Origin of the sequence: Streptomyces sp. NPDC051664 (assembly GCF_044453545.1) — a bacterium.
Lineage (GTDB): Bacteria > Actinomycetota > Actinomycetes > Streptomycetales > Streptomycetaceae > Streptomyces.
Map to the genome: position 1 here is coordinate 344,629 of NZ_JBITCU010000003.1, position 13,684 is coordinate 358,312.

A 13,684-nucleotide genomic window follows, 5' to 3' on the forward strand; every position below is an offset into this window, starting at 1 on the left:
CCGTTTCCGGAGTTCCGGGGCGCCCCGGACCCGTGCTCTCCGCAAGGGCCGGACGGGCTGGTTCTCTCCCGTCCGGCCGGCTACAGCTCCGCGAGCAGCTGGGCCTTCTTGGCGCTGAACTCGTCGTCCGTCACCAGTCCCGCCTGGTGCAGCTCCCCGAGGTGCCGGATCCGCTCGGCGATGTCCGCCGGATCGCGCCGCACAGCACTCGCCGGCACGGCGACGGGCGTGGACTGTCTCCTGCGCACGCACTCCAGCACGGCGGCGGCGAACGGCAGCGACTCGTGCACCGGGCCGTAGCCGAGCCCGAAGATCACCGCGGCCGGGTCCTGATCGGCCTGGGTGGGCCGTGGAGCCGGCGCATGCGGACCGGGCGGCGCGGTGTCCGTACGGAGCGCCGCCGCACCCTTGCCCGTCACGGGAGGCGTGCCCGTGCCCGCCCCGGCGTCCGTGCTCCGAGCGCCGCGTGGAACCAGTCGCAGATAGCCGTCGAAGGCCTCCGGCGAGCGCCACTCGACCCCGCTCAGCTCGCTGACCGGGAACGTCTGGTCGCCTGCCTTCCACTTCGCCGTGGAGGCACCCGTCCAGAACCACCGGAAGGAGATCCGGTCCCCGTCGAAGCTGGCCCTGCCGTCGTACGCCTTGAAGTGCATCGGCGCCTCGGGGGCCGCGACCAGGAATCTTTCGGCGGGCTCCGCCGCGTCCGGGCCGAGCAGCGCGCGCAGCTCGTCCGCGTAGTACTCGGCGAGCGTCTCGCGTTCCGCGGGCAGCACGAGTCGGTAAGGATCGCTGCCGTCCTTCAGCTGCCCGGCCGCGGCTTCCAGAAGTGGATCGGCACCGGGTCTCGGCACCGCATGCAGAACCACCGTGCCTCGCTTGCCCGGGGTCAGTGTCACCGACGACAACGCCGCGTGCGGAATGCGGCGTTCACGCAGGCTCTGGAAGAGCTTCGGCGTGCGGATTCCCCGTTCGAAGCGGATGAGCACGGAGTCGGTGTCGAACTCCCAGGTGGCATGAATTCCGGCCAGCACATCACCCATGTGCCTCATCGTATGCGGCACTCGTCCGCACGTCCCCCCTCCGAGCGGACCGCAATTCACCGACGGTTGCGGTGATCTACGCGCGTCGGACGACCTCGGCACCGGAAATTCCGTCGCGGCAGACGCTGTCGGCGCTCGCACAGGTCACCGAATCGTAGGCACCGACGCCGATGGCGGCGAAGTTGCTGAGACTCTCGGTGCCCGGCTCGAAATAGCCGCTGTGCCCGATCGCGTCGCCCGCCGAGACGATGCGCGCACCGAAGCCGCGGTCCACCGGATCGGCGCCGTGGCCGAGCCCGCCGACCTCCATGTTCGGTACGTCCTGGATCCAGTCGTCGCGGTCCCGCATCGCCCAGACATCGGCCGTGGTGTGCAGCTGCGCGGCGTTCTTCACCCGCATGCCGGGGCTGCCCGCGACCGCGATGTCGGCGACCCTGGACGGCAGTTCGTTCGCGGCGACACCGCACAGCACGGAGCCGTAGCTGTGGCAGAACAGCGAGATCTTCGACGTGCCGGGCAGGGCGTCGACCAGCGCGGTGAGCCGGACGGCCCCGCGCTCGGCGAGGTTCCCCAGGGCCGCGTCCATCCCGATGCCGACGGGCGCGGTGTAGTCGGCCCAGGCGATGACCGCGGTCCGGGTGCCGGGGCTCGCGGCGCGCTCCGCCGCGTACAGCGACTTCGCCATGCCGACGGGCGCGGCGTTGACCTTGAGCCCGGTCCGCTCCAGCGTCAGCAGGCTGGTGTCGACACCGGGCACGACCAGCGAGACCCGCTCGGCCTTGTCGAGATCGCCGAACACCTCGGCGGCGTGGCCCTTCCCGGACGGGTCGAAGGCCAGGAAGTGCCGGCCGTGGGCGAGCATCGACCGGAAGCGATCCATCCGGCGGAGCGCATCGCTGCGGCCGTCGGGGGAGAGCCGGACGTCGTGCATCCGCTGCTGCTCGACCGCCCGCGCCTGCACCAGGGCCCGCCGGTTGGCGTGGTAGCGCAGGGTGACCGGGGCGCCGTTCAGATTGCCGACGACCAAGGGGTACTTGTCGGCGAGAGCGGTGCGCTGCGCGGCGGTGAGCGAGGCGAAGAACTGGGCCAGCCGGTACGGGGATGCATCGGCGTCCGGCAGGGGGTGACCCGCTATCCGGCCCCGCGCCCAGGAGCTGAGTGCGATGTCGCGTGGCTCGTCGGAGCGTTGGTGACGTACGGCGGTCCAGCCTGTGGTCGCCAGCATCACGAACACGACCGCGACGGCGAGAAGTGCGCGCCATGCGGTCAGCGTGGGGGAGGAGTCGAAGGAAGTCACTGCCGCCCACATTAGGAGACGCGCGACGGCAGCTGTGAAGCGGGTGACACACATCACCTGCCCATGGGGAATTGAAGGGGTGCTTCCTTACGCTGCGTGCGCGCACCGCGCACGCTCCGGCGAACTCCCATGCCTCGCGGACGCCGCATGTGGCGGTCGTGGCACGGCTGTTGTGAAGTCCGTCATGTTCCTCTTTGAGGTGTTCGGCACATCGAGGTGCGGATCTACCCGGCGGAGGTGCGGGGTGTCTCGGCAGTCCGTTCGACCGGTGTGTGCCAGTTCCCCACGAGCGCGGCTCCGAGGTGGTCCAGGTAGATCTCGGTCAGCGTCCGCAGCGAGTCGACGCTGGTGTCCCGCCCCTGCCCCCACAGCTGCCCGGTGACCCGCATCACCCCGGAGAATGCGGCGACGGCGACCCGCGGCCGCGGGTCGGTCTCGATGTCGAGACCCTCGCGCGCGGCGATCACCTCGGCGATCTGGTTCTCCAGATCGATGCTGCGCCGCAGATGGGCCGCGAGCAGGGAGGGGGTCGACTCGATCATCCGGTATGTACGCATGTGGAGTTCGACCGTGACGAGTTCCTCGATCGCTTCGCCGATGCTGTTCCAGGCGCACAGCACCGCGCTGCGCATGGCTTCGAACGGGCTTTCCGCGGCGGGTCGTTGGCGCAGCTCCGAGAGGAAGCGCGACTCCACCATCTCCTGGATGGCGAAGGTGGTCTCCTCCTTGCTGGCGAAGTGGCGGAAGAAGGTGCGCTGGGAGACGTCGACGGCGTCGACGATCTCGTCGACGGTGGTCTCCTCGTACCCCTGGGTGGTGAAGAGCTCGAGAGCGGCGTGCAGCAAGGCGTCCCGGGTGCGTCGCTTCTTGCGCTCGCGCAGCCCGGTCAGGTGCTCCACGGCTCGCTGCCCGTCGGTCACTAGAACTGGCCCTCTTTCTGATATTTTGTCCGACTTGGCGAACCTGTGAGCTACGAGACAGTTACCGGCTTGTGAAATGGTTTGTCAACTGTCAGTCACTGACACTAATCTCCCGGGCATGACTAGTCAGACCACCGTAGAAAAGGCGTCGCGGGAGCCGCAGGACACCCTCGCTCCCGCCCCGGCCAAGGGGTTGCGCGGCCACCCCTGGCTGACGCTCTTCTCCGTGGCCATCGGCGTGATGATGGTCGCGCTCGACGGCACGATCGTCGCGATCGCCAACCCCGCCATCCAGCAGGACCTGGGCGCCTCGCTCGCCCAGGTCCAGTGGATCACCAATGGCTACATGCTCGCACTCGCGGTCTCCCTGATCACCGCGGGCAAGCTCGGTGACCGGTTCGGCCACCGCCAGACCTTCCTGATCGGGGTCGTGGGCTTCGCCGCGGCCTCCGGAGCCATCGGCCTCTCCAGCAGCGTGGCCCTGGTGATCACGTTCCGGGTACTGCAGGGTCTCTTCGGCGCCTTGCTGATGCCGGCCGCGCTCGGCCTGCTGCGCGCCACCTTCCCGGCCGAGAAGCTGAACATGGCGATCGGTATCTGGGGCATGGTCATCGGCGCCTCGACCGCGGGCGGCCCGATCCTCGGCGGTGTGCTCGTCGAGCACGTCAGCTGGCAGTCCGTCTTCTTCGTCAACGTGCCGGTCGGTGTGATCGCACTCCTGCTCGGCGTGGTGATCCTCAAGGACCACCGGGCCCAGAACGCCCCGCGCTCCTTCGACATCGGCGGCATCGTGCTGCTGTCGCAGGCGATGTTCTGCCTGATCTGGGCGCTCATCAAGGGTGCCGAGTGGGGCTGGGGCGACTTCAAGACGGTCGCCTTCCTGGTGGCCGCCGTGGGCCTGTTCGCGGTGTTCGCCTTCTCGCAGAAGAACGTCAGGGAACCGCTGATCCCGCTGGCGATGTTCCGCTCGGTGCCGCTGTCCGCGGGCGTGGTCCTGATGGTGCTGATGGCATTCGCCTTCATGGGCGGACTGTTCTTCGTCACCTTCTACCTGCAGAACGTGCACGGCATGAAGGCCGTCGACGCGGGTCTGCACCTGCTGCCGCTGACCGGCATGATGATCGTCGGTTCCCCGCTCGCGGGCGTGCTGATCACCAAGCTCGGGCCGCGCGTCCCGCTCGTCGGCGGCATGGTGTGCACCGCGGTCGCCATGTTCGGGATGTCGCAGCTGGACACCGGCACCGGCACGGCGACGATGTCCGTCTGGTTCGGTCTGCTCGGGCTCGGCCTGGCCCCGGTGATGGTCGGCGCCACCGAGGTCATCGTGGGCAACGCCCCGATGGAGCTCTCCGGTGTCGCGGGCGGTCTGCAGCAGGCCTCCATGCAGGTCGGCGGCAGCCTCGGTACGGCGGTGCTGGGCGCGGTCATGGCCTCCCAGGTCGACTCCCACCTGGCCGGCAACTGGGCGGACGCGAAGCTTCCGCCGCTCTCGCCCCAGCAGCTGGACCAGGCGTCCTCGGCCGTCGAGGTCGGCATTCCGCCGGTGGGATCCGACCTGCCCGCGCCGGTCGTGGAGAAGATCACGAGCGTCGCGCATGACACGTTCGTGTCCGGCATGAGCACCGCGTTCATGGTCGCCGGCATCGTCGCAGTGGTCGCGGCGCTGGTCGCCACGCTCACCAAGCGCGGTGAGAACGCCGAGGCAGGCGCGGGCGCAGGCCACATCTGACCCCGACGCCGGTCCTCGCCGGCCTCTCGCGCCGATGACGCCCGTGCGTCAACACAGCGCATACGACAGCCCCGCCGGACCTCTCCGGCGGGGCTGTCGCCTATCCGGGTGGTGTGGCCCGGAGCCCCTTCCGGTGGCGCTGTCCCGCAGGTCAGGGTGCGTGCAACTGATCCACACCACCACGGGGGTTGATTGATATGCGTACGACCGTCCTTGCCGCCGTACTGGCCGCCAGCGCACTGATCCCGGCGGCCGCTTCGGCGTCGCAGACCGCACGGGCCGCTTCGACGCCACAGCCAGCTCCGGCCGCGCACGCGACACCGCTCCGCCTCGGGGCATGCGGGAGCGGTCAGCTCTGCTTCTGGGCGAAGCCGGACTTCACCGGCGCCCGGCAGATCCATGAACTGTCCGGCACTGCCATCGAGAGCTGTGTCCCGCTGCCGACGGGCAGCAAGGTCCAGGCACTCGCCAACCGCACCGGCCGTCCCGTCACCACCTATCAGTCCGCGGAGTGCGCCGAGACCGGCGAGTTCGAGACGTATCCGGGCTGCGGGACCTGGGTGCCGCAGTCCCCGTACCAGGTCAGGGCATTCAAGATCTGGGAGAACTGACCGCAGGGCCGAACGGGGAACGCCGAAGGGCGGCGGACCAGGAGGTCCGCCGCCCTTCGACTGGCTTGTCCGCCGGTCGTGCCTACGCGTCGCCGCCGGCCGCGCCGGGTTCGGCCGCTGCCACATCCAGGAGCTCGTACCGGTCGATCGCCGTCTTCAGCACCGAACGGTCGATCCGGCCCTCCTTCGCGAGCTCGGTGAGCACCGCGAGGACGATCGACTGCGCGTCGATGTGGAAGAACCGGCGGGCCGCGCCACGTGTGTCGGCGAAGCCGAAGCCGTCCGCACCCAGCGACTGGTACGCGCCGGGGACCCAGCGTGCGATCTGGTCCGGCACGGAACGCATCCAGTCCGAGACCGCCACGAACGGGCCCTCGGAGCCGGAGAGCTTCTGCGTGACGTACGGGACGCGCAGCTCCTCCTCCGGGTGCAGCAGGTTGTACTGCTCCACCTCCACGGCCTCGCGGCGCAGCTCGTTCCAGGAGGTCGCCGACCAGACGTCCGCCTTGACGTTCCACTCGTCGGCGAGGATCTGCTGCGCCTCGACCGCCCACGGGACCGCCACACCGGACGCCATGATCTGGGCCGGGATCATGCCCCGCTCGCCGCTCTTGAAGCGGTACACACCCTTGAGGATGCCCTCGACGTCCACGTTCTCCGGCTCGGCCGGGTGCTGGATCGGCTCGTTGTAGACGGTGAGGTAGTAGAAGACGTCCTCGCTGTTCTCGCCGTACATCCGGCGCAGACCGTCCTTGACGATGTGCGCGATCTCGTACCCGAAGGCCGGGTCGTAGGCGACACAGCCCGGGTTCGTCGAGGCGAGCAGCTGCGAGTGGCCGTCCGCGTGCTGCAGTCCCTCACCGGTCAGCGTCGTGCGGCCGGCGGTCGCACCCAGTACGAAGCCGCGTGCGAGCTGGTCGGCCATCTGCCAGAACTGGTCACCGGTGCGCTGGAAACCGAACATCGAGTAGAAGACGTACACCGGGATCAGCGGCTCGCCGTGCGTGGCGTACGCCGAACCCGCGGCGATCAGCGACGCCGTGCAGCCGGCCTCGGAGATGCCGTCGTGCAGCATCTGACCGGTCGGCGACTCCTTGTAGGCGAGCAGCAGATCACGGTCCACCGCCTCGTACTGCTGGCCCAGCGGGTTGTAGATCTTCGCGCTCGGGAAGAACGCGTCCATTCCGAAGGTGCGGTACTCGTCGGGCGCGATCAGCACGAAACGCTTGCCGATCTCCTTGTCCCGCATGAGGTCCTTCAGGATGCGGACGAACGCCATGGTCGTGGCGATCGACTGCTGGCCCGAACCCTTCTTCGCGGTCGCGTACGTCTTGTCCTCGGGGAGGACCAGTGGCTTCGCGCGCACCACGCGGGTCGGGACGTAGCCGCCCAGACCCTTGCGGCGGTCGTGCATGTACTGGATCTCTTCCGAGTCGCGACCCGGGTGGTAGTACGGCGGGTAGCCCTCGTCCAGCTGCTTGTCCGTGATCGGGATGTGCAGCCGGTCGCGGAACCGCTTGAGGTCCTCGACCGTGAGCTTCTTCATCTGGTGGGTCGCGTTGCGGCCCTCGAAGTTCGGTCCGAGCGTCCAGCCCTTGACCGTCTGCGCGAGGATCACCGTCGGCTGGCCCTTGTGGGCCTTGGCAGCCGCGTACGCCGCGTAGACCTTCTTGTGGTCGTGACCGCCGCGGCCCAGGTGCAGGACCTGGTCGTCGGTCATGTCCTTGACCATGTCGCGCAGCCGCGGGTCGTCCCCGAAGAAGTGCTCACGGATGTACGCGCCGGACTCGGTGGCGTACGTCTGGAACTGGCCGTCCGGCGTGGTGTTCAGCTTGTTGACCAGGATGCCCGTGCGGTCCTGCGCCAGCAGCGGGTCCCAGGACCGGTCCCAGACCAGCTTGATGACATTCCAGCCGGCACCGCGGAACTGCGACTCCAGCTCCTGGATGATCTTGCCGTTGCCGCGCACCGGGCCGTCGAGGCGCTGCAGGTTGCAGTTGACCACGAAGGTCAGGTTGTCCAGGCCCTCACGGGCGGCGATGGAGAGCTGGCCGAGTGACTCGGGCTCGTCCATCTCGCCGTCACCGAGGTACGCCCAGACGTGCGACTGGGAGGTGTCGGCGATGCCGCGCGCCTCCATGTACCGGTTCATCCGGGCCTGGTAGATCGCGCCCAGCGGACCGAGGCCCATCGAGACGGTCGGGAACTCCCAGAAGTCCGGCATCAGCCGCGGGTGCGGGTAGCTGGACAGGCCGTTCGGCGCCTTCGACTTCTCTTGGCGGAAGGCGTCGAGCTGCGCCTCGCTCAGCCGGTCGAGGAGGAACGCGCGGGCGTAGATACCGGGGGAGGCATGCCCCTGGAAGAAGATCTGGTCGCCGCCGAGGCCGTCGTCCTTGCCCCGGAAGAAGTGGTTGAAGCCCACGTCGTACAGCGAGGCGGAGGAGGCGAACGTGGCGATGTGGCCGCCGACGCCGATCCCCGGACGCTGGGCGCGCGACACCATCACGGCCGCGTTCCAGCGCGTCGCGTTGAGGACCTTGCGCTCGATCTCCTCGTCGCCGGGGAAGAACGGCTCGTCCTTCGTGGCGATCGTGTTCACGTAGTCCGTGCTGCGCATCTCCGGCACGGCGACACGCTTCTCGCGCGCGCGCTCGATGAGCCGGAGCATCAGGTAGCGGGCCCGCTCGCGCCCGCGCTCGTCGACGGCGGCGTCGAGGGAGTCGAGCCATTCCTGGGTTTCTTCGGGATCGAAATCCGGGACCTGGCTCGGAAGGCCGCCAATGATGATCGGGTTGCGATCGGATCCGGAAGCCACGCTGTTCCTTCGCTGTTCGGTGGTGCTCTACGGGGCCTGACAACGGGGGCATGCCCCCCGGGATGTATGCATGTACGTCATCACCATCGTGTACCGCGAGGACGCAAACGTCATCTCTACCCAGGGGTAACCGTCAGGTTGTGGGACATCACGTCCGGTGCGCGAGGACGGTCCGGCGGACGGGTGGGACCAAACCGCAACCATACGCCCAACCCGTCCAAGCGTTCCCAAACGCTGTTCAGCTCCGATTGGCGGACCGAAACGGCATAAGCTGTTCAAGGACGTAATGCTGTTCAAGCACGTAAAGGGTGTGGACGGCAGCGTCGGGCCCCGCAAGGGACATGCCGATCGTGCGGCGACGTGGCAGGGAACGTCACCGTTTAGGCGGTCTCGCACGCTGGGTACTTGCGCGATCCGCCGCGCCCGTGTGGACTACGGCCAACGCCCCGCGCACGCGCGTGGCTGAAGCATTTTCCGAAACATGATCAGGAGGCAACCCGTGAGCGCGACCGCGGACCACGCGGAGGAACGGACCAACTCGGCTGCACGGCTGGGGTTCGAGCCCGGACAGGTGGTCCAGGAGATCGGCTACGACGACGACGTCGAGCAGGAGCTCCGTGAGGGCATTGAGGCCACTACCGGCCAGGAACTCGTCGATGAGGACTACGACGACGTCGCTGACGTCGTTCTGCTCTGGTTCCGCGACGAGGACGGCGACCTTACGGACGCGCTGGTGGATGCCATTGGTCTGATCGAGGACGGCGGTGCGGTCTGGCTGATGACGCCGAAGACCGGCCGCGAGGGATACGTCGAACCGAGCGACATCAACGAGGCTGCACAGACAGCCGGTCTTTCCCAGACCAAGAGCATCAATGCGGGCAAGGACTGGACGGGCAGCCGTCTTGTCACCCCGAAGTCGGCCAAAGCCAAGCGCTGAACCGCACTCACCACGAGGCCCCCGCCGGTCGTGCACCGGCGGGGGTCTTCGTATGCCCGGGAGCAGGCCCGCCGGCGTCGGTACGCGGGCGGCGCGTGGCCCGCCGAGGGCCCTGCGGGAGGGCTCTGCGTAGGGTGGGAGTCCACCCGGACAGCCCAGCCCGGTGAAGCAGTGAAGGGACGCGTATCCATGGCGATCGAGGTCGGCACCAAGGCCCCGGATTTCGAGCTCAAGGACAACCACGGCCGGACCGTGAAGCTCTCCGACTTCCGCGGCGAGAAGAACGTGGTCCTGCTGTTCTACCCGTTCGCCTTCACCGGCGTGTGCACGGGTGAGCTCTGCGCCCTCCGCGACGAACTGCCGAAGTTCGAGAACGACGACACACAGCTCCTCGCCGTCTCCAACGACTCCATCCACACCCTTCGTGTCTTCGCCGAGCAGGAGGGCCTCGAGTACCCGCTGGTCTCGGACTTCTGGCCGCACGGCGAGACCTCGCGGGCCTACGGCGTCTTCGACGAGGAGAAGGGCTGTGCGGTGCGCGGCACCTTCATCATCGACAAGGAGGGCGTGGTGCGCTGGACCGTCGTCAACGGCCTGCCCGACGCGCGCGACCTCAACGACTACATCAAGGCCCTCGACGCGATCTGAGCCGGGTTCGGCGGATCTTCCGTCGACGATCCGGGCGATCTCCCGGCCTCCCGGCCAAAAGCCTGTTTTGGCCGGGAACCGGTCACTAGGATCCACTCGTTGATCCGATGCCAACGCACGATGGAGGCGCCGGCGCCTGTCGGCCTCTAATGAAACCAATGGGAGGACTCGTGGGAGTCAGCCTCAGCAAAGGCGGCAACGTCTCGCTGACCAAGGCCGCGCCCAACCTGACCGCGGTCATCGTCGGTCTCGGCTGGGATGCCCGTACCACCACCGGCGGAGACTTCGACCTCGACGCCAGCGCCCTGCTGACGAACGCGGCGGGCAAGGTCGGCAACGACGGGAATTTCGTCTTCTTCAACAACCTCAAGAGCCCCGACGGCTCCGTCGAGCACACCGGTGACAACCTCACCGGTGAGGGCGAGGGCGACGACGAGGTCATCAAGGTGAACCTGGCCGGCGTTCCGGCCGATGTCGACAAGATCGTCTTCCCGGTCTCGATCTATGAGGCCGAGTCCCGCCAGCAGAGCTTCGGCCAGGTGCGCAACGCGTACATCCGCGTGGTCAACCAGGCCGACAACAGCGAGCTCGCGCGGTACGACCTGAGCGAGGACGCGTCGACGGAGACCGCCATGGTCTTCGGCGAGCTGTACCGCAACGGTGCGGAGTGGAAGTTCCGTGCCATCGGTCAGGGTTACGCATCGGGCCTGCGCGGCATCGCGCAGGACTTCGGCGTCAACGTCTGAGCACGGCCCAGAAGGCGTGACCGGGCGGCGCCTGCGAAGGCACTGCCGGGCCACGCCCGGCACGTCCCCGTCCGGCGCCGCACCCAGTGCGGCGCCGGACGCGCACAACAGACGGTCCGTCGACGGACGGTTCATCGATAGACGGTCACTGACAGACGGTTCATCGACTCGGGGAGGACACACACCATGGGCGTCACGCTCGCCAAGGGAGGCAATGTCTCCCTCTCCAAGGCCGCACCCAACCTCACCCAGGTGCTCGTCGGCCTCGGCTGGGACGCGCGATCCACCACCGGAGCCGACTTCGACCTCGACGCCAGCGCGCTGCTGTGCCAGTCGGGCCGGGTGCTGGGCGACGAGTGGTTCGTCTTCTACAACAACCTCACGAGCCCCGACGGCTCCGTGGAGCACACTGGCGACAACCTCACCGGTGAGGGCGAGGGCGACGACGAGTCGGTCATCGTGAACCTCACGCAGGTGCCCGCCCACTGCGACAAGATCGTTTTTCCGGTCTCGATCCATGAGGCCGACAACCGCGGGCAGACGTTCGGCCAGGTCAGCAATGCGTTCATCCGTGTGGTGAACCAGGCGGACGGCCAGGAACTCGCGCGCTACGACCTCAGCGAGGACGCCTCGACAGAGACCGCGATGATCTTCGGTGAGCTTTACCGGTACAGCGGCGAATGGAAGTTCCGTGCGGTGGGACAGGGGTACGCGTCGGGGCTGCGCGGCATCGCTCTAGACTTCGGGGTCAACGTTTCGTAAAGCCGCGCACGGCGCGGGGGAGCCCCGCACACACCCGGGGGAGACCCGTACTTACACGATGGGGTAGCCAGTGCTTCTGAAAACCTTCGGCTGGTCGTTCGCGATTACCGCGCTCGGCCTGGTCGCAGCGGTGTTCTACGGGGGGTGGGAGGCCCTCGGGGTGGTCGCGATCCTCTCCGTCCTCGAGATTTCGCTGTCCTTCGACAACGCGGTGGTCAACGCCGGAATCCTGAAGAAGATGAATGCCTTCTGGCAGAAGATCTTCCTCACGATCGGTGTCCTCATCGCGGTCTTCGGTATGCGGCTGGTCTTCCCCGTCGTGATCGTGGCCATCACCGCCAAGTTGGGTCCCATCGAGGCGGTCGATCTCTCGTTCAACCAGCCCGACCGCTATCAGGAACTGGTCACGGACGCCCACCCGGCGATTGCCTCCTTCGGTGGCATGTTCCTGCTGATGATCTTCCTCGACTTCATCTTCGAGGAGCGTGACATCCAGTGGCTGCGCTGGATCGAGCGTCCGCTCGCCAAGCTCGGCAAGGTCGACATGCTGTCGGTCTGCATCGCGCTCATCGTGCTGCTGATCTCGGCCATGACCTTCGCGACCCAGGCGCACCAGCACGGCGGCGGTCATGCGGACAAGGCGGAGACCGTTCTGCTCGCGGGTGTCGCGGGTCTGATCACGTACCTCATCGTCGGCGGTCTCTCCAGCTACTTCGAGAACAAGCTCGAGGAAGAGGAGGAGCGCGAGCACGAGGCCGAGGAAGAGGCCAGGAAGAGCGGCAAGAAGCTCTCCGCGGTCGTCCTCTCCGGCAAGGCCGCGTTCTTCATGTTCCTCTACCTCGAGGTGCTCGACGCGTCCTTCTCGTTCGACGGCGTCATCGGCGCTTTCGCCATCACCAACAACATCGTGCTGATGGCCCTCGGCCTCGGTATCGGCGCCATGTACGTCCGGTCGCTCACGGTCTACCTGGTCCGTCAGGGCACCCTCGACGACTACGTCTACCTGGAGCACGGCGCGCACTACGCGATCGGCGCGCTGTCCGTCATCCTGCTCGTCACCATCCAGTACCAGATCAACGAGATCATCACCGGCCTCGTCGGCGTCGTGCTGATCGCCTGGTCCTTCTGGTCCTCGGTCCGGCGCAACAAGGCGCTGGAGGCCGGAGGCGGCGACGACAACTCGGGCTCCAAGGCGGAAGTCCCGTCAGGGGTGTGACCCGGTAGGGATTGAGGAACGCTCTCAGCGGGGCGGTCCGTACGGCGACGGTTCTCCGGGGACACCCGGAGCCGGCCCGGGGGCCGCCCCGCAGTGATGCGCGCGGGGCCGGGCAGTACCGAGACGTGTGGGGGTTGGGGATGGCGTTCTGGGACGGCCTGTGGCCGAGGCGCGAAGCGCAGTTCGAGTCGGGCAACGCGGCGACCAACTCCATCGTGCTCTCCAAGCGGCACGCCACGGTCTCGCTGACCAAGCAGGGCGCGCTGACCGGCAACCTCCGGGTCAATCTCTCCTGGCGGATGCGTACGTCCGACATCGAGGGCCGATCGCGGCAGAGCGGCCGGCTGCTGCGGCCGTTCAAGCTCTTCCAGCCCGATGTGGTCCAGGCCCACACCCAGGGCGTGGTCAACGTCGACCTGGACCTGGGCTGCATGTACGAGCTGAAGGACGGCACGAAGGGCGTCGTGCAGCCGCTGGGCAACCTGATCGGCGACCTGAACGGGCCGCCGTACATCAGGCTCAGCGGGGACGACCGCTTCGGGGCGCCGTCGGGGGAGACCGTGTACGTCAACCTCGACCAGCGGGACCAGATCAAGCGGCTGCTGTTCTTCGTCTACATCTACGACCAGACGCCGGCCTTCGACCGTACGCACGCCAAGGTGACGCTCTACCCGGGCAACGGGCCGAGGATCGAGATCGAGCTCGACGAGAGAGCCCCGCAGGCCCGCTCGTGCGCCGTGTTCACCGTCGAGAACGTCAAGGACGAGCTGATCGTGCGGCGCGAGGTGAAATTCGTCTACGGCTTCCAGTCGGAGCTGGACCGGCTGTACGGCTGGGGGATGCAGTGGGGCCGAGGCTACAAGTCACGCGCCTGAGGCCGCCTGTCCTTGACAGCCGGGTCTGAGACCTGAGTGCCGGTCCTGGGTCCCGGCCGAGACCGATTGCCGGTCCTCGGACGGGGAT

12 protein-coding genes are annotated in these 13,684 nt (G+C 67.8%); 8 read left to right on the forward strand and 4 right to left on the reverse strand.

The features are described from left to right. Positions 1–80: 80 nt before the first annotated feature. The 3 genes from ACIA8E_RS07825 to ACIA8E_RS07835 all read right to left on the reverse strand — a co-directional run bounded on the left by ACIA8E_RS07825 (position 81) and on the right by ACIA8E_RS07835 (position 3,257). A complete protein-coding gene (locus ACIA8E_RS07825; protein WP_399295631.1) occupies positions 81–1,040 on the reverse strand; it encodes a DUF4429 domain-containing protein in 960 nt (319 codons plus the stop codon). Positions 1,041–1,116: 76 nt separating this feature from the next. Beyond that, positions 1,117–2,337 carry an alpha/beta hydrolase gene (locus tag ACIA8E_RS07830; RefSeq protein WP_399295633.1) on the reverse strand — a complete coding sequence of 407 codons (1,221 nt, stop codon included), beginning with the start codon at positions 2,335–2,337 and terminating at the stop codon, positions 1,117–1,119. Positions 2,338–2,561: 224 nt separating this feature from the next. Continuing rightward, positions 2,562–3,257 (reverse strand): TetR/AcrR family transcriptional regulator, encoded by a 696-nt coding sequence (locus ACIA8E_RS07835; RefSeq protein ID WP_399295635.1) that lies wholly within the window; start codon positions 3,255–3,257, stop codon positions 2,562–2,564. Between the two features lie 118 nt (positions 3,258–3,375). Between ACIA8E_RS07835 and ACIA8E_RS07840 the strand changes: the two genes are divergently transcribed. Together ACIA8E_RS07840 and ACIA8E_RS07845 are read left to right on the forward strand one after the other, a co-directional pair. Beyond that, entirely contained in the window at positions 3,376–4,986 is a 1,611-nt protein-coding gene (locus tag ACIA8E_RS07840) for an MFS transporter (RefSeq protein WP_399295637.1), read from the forward strand. A 197-nt stretch (positions 4,987–5,183) separates the two neighbouring features. Next, entirely contained in the window at positions 5,184–5,597 is a 414-nt protein-coding gene (locus tag ACIA8E_RS07845; RefSeq protein ID WP_399295639.1) for a peptidase inhibitor family I36 protein, read from the forward strand. Between the two features lie 82 nt (positions 5,598–5,679). Here the strand turns inward: ACIA8E_RS07845 and aceE are convergent, their stop codons facing one another. Further along, positions 5,680–8,412: a pyruvate dehydrogenase (acetyl-transferring), homodimeric type gene (aceE, locus tag ACIA8E_RS07850; protein ID WP_399295641.1), complete on the reverse strand. Its 2,733-nt coding sequence runs from the start codon at positions 8,410–8,412 to the stop codon at positions 5,680–5,682. 499 nt (positions 8,413–8,911) lie between these two features. Between aceE and ACIA8E_RS07855 the strand changes: the two genes are divergently transcribed. The 6 genes from ACIA8E_RS07855 to ACIA8E_RS07880 all read left to right on the forward strand — a co-directional run bounded on the left by ACIA8E_RS07855 (position 8,912) and on the right by ACIA8E_RS07880 (position 13,596). Continuing rightward, positions 8,912–9,349, forward strand: coding sequence for a DUF3052 domain-containing protein (locus ACIA8E_RS07855; RefSeq protein WP_030925917.1), 438 nt, complete (start codon positions 8,912–8,914; stop codon positions 9,347–9,349). 189 nt (positions 9,350–9,538) lie between these two features. Continuing rightward, positions 9,539–9,997, forward strand: a complete 459-nt coding sequence (locus ACIA8E_RS07860; RefSeq protein WP_277326039.1) for a peroxiredoxin — start codon at positions 9,539–9,541, stop codon at positions 9,995–9,997. A 170-nt stretch (positions 9,998–10,167) separates the two neighbouring features. Then, positions 10,168–10,743 (forward strand): TerD family protein, encoded by a 576-nt coding sequence (locus ACIA8E_RS07865; RefSeq protein WP_030925919.1) that lies wholly within the window; start codon positions 10,168–10,170, stop codon positions 10,741–10,743. Between the two features lie 186 nt (positions 10,744–10,929). Beyond that, positions 10,930–11,505 carry a TerD family protein gene (locus ACIA8E_RS07870; protein WP_399295644.1) on the forward strand — a complete coding sequence of 192 codons (576 nt, stop codon included), beginning with the start codon at positions 10,930–10,932 and terminating at the stop codon, positions 11,503–11,505. Between the two features lie 70 nt (positions 11,506–11,575). Then, entirely contained in the window at positions 11,576–12,721 is a 1,146-nt protein-coding gene (locus ACIA8E_RS07875; protein ID WP_399295646.1) for a DUF475 domain-containing protein, read from the forward strand. Between the two features lie 140 nt (positions 12,722–12,861). Then, the gene (locus tag ACIA8E_RS07880) at positions 12,862–13,596 is read left to right on the forward strand and encodes a Tellurium resistance (RefSeq protein ID WP_030925925.1); all 735 of its coding nucleotides are present in this window, start codon (positions 12,862–12,864) and stop codon (positions 13,594–13,596) included. Positions 13,597–13,684: the final 88 nt, after the last annotated feature.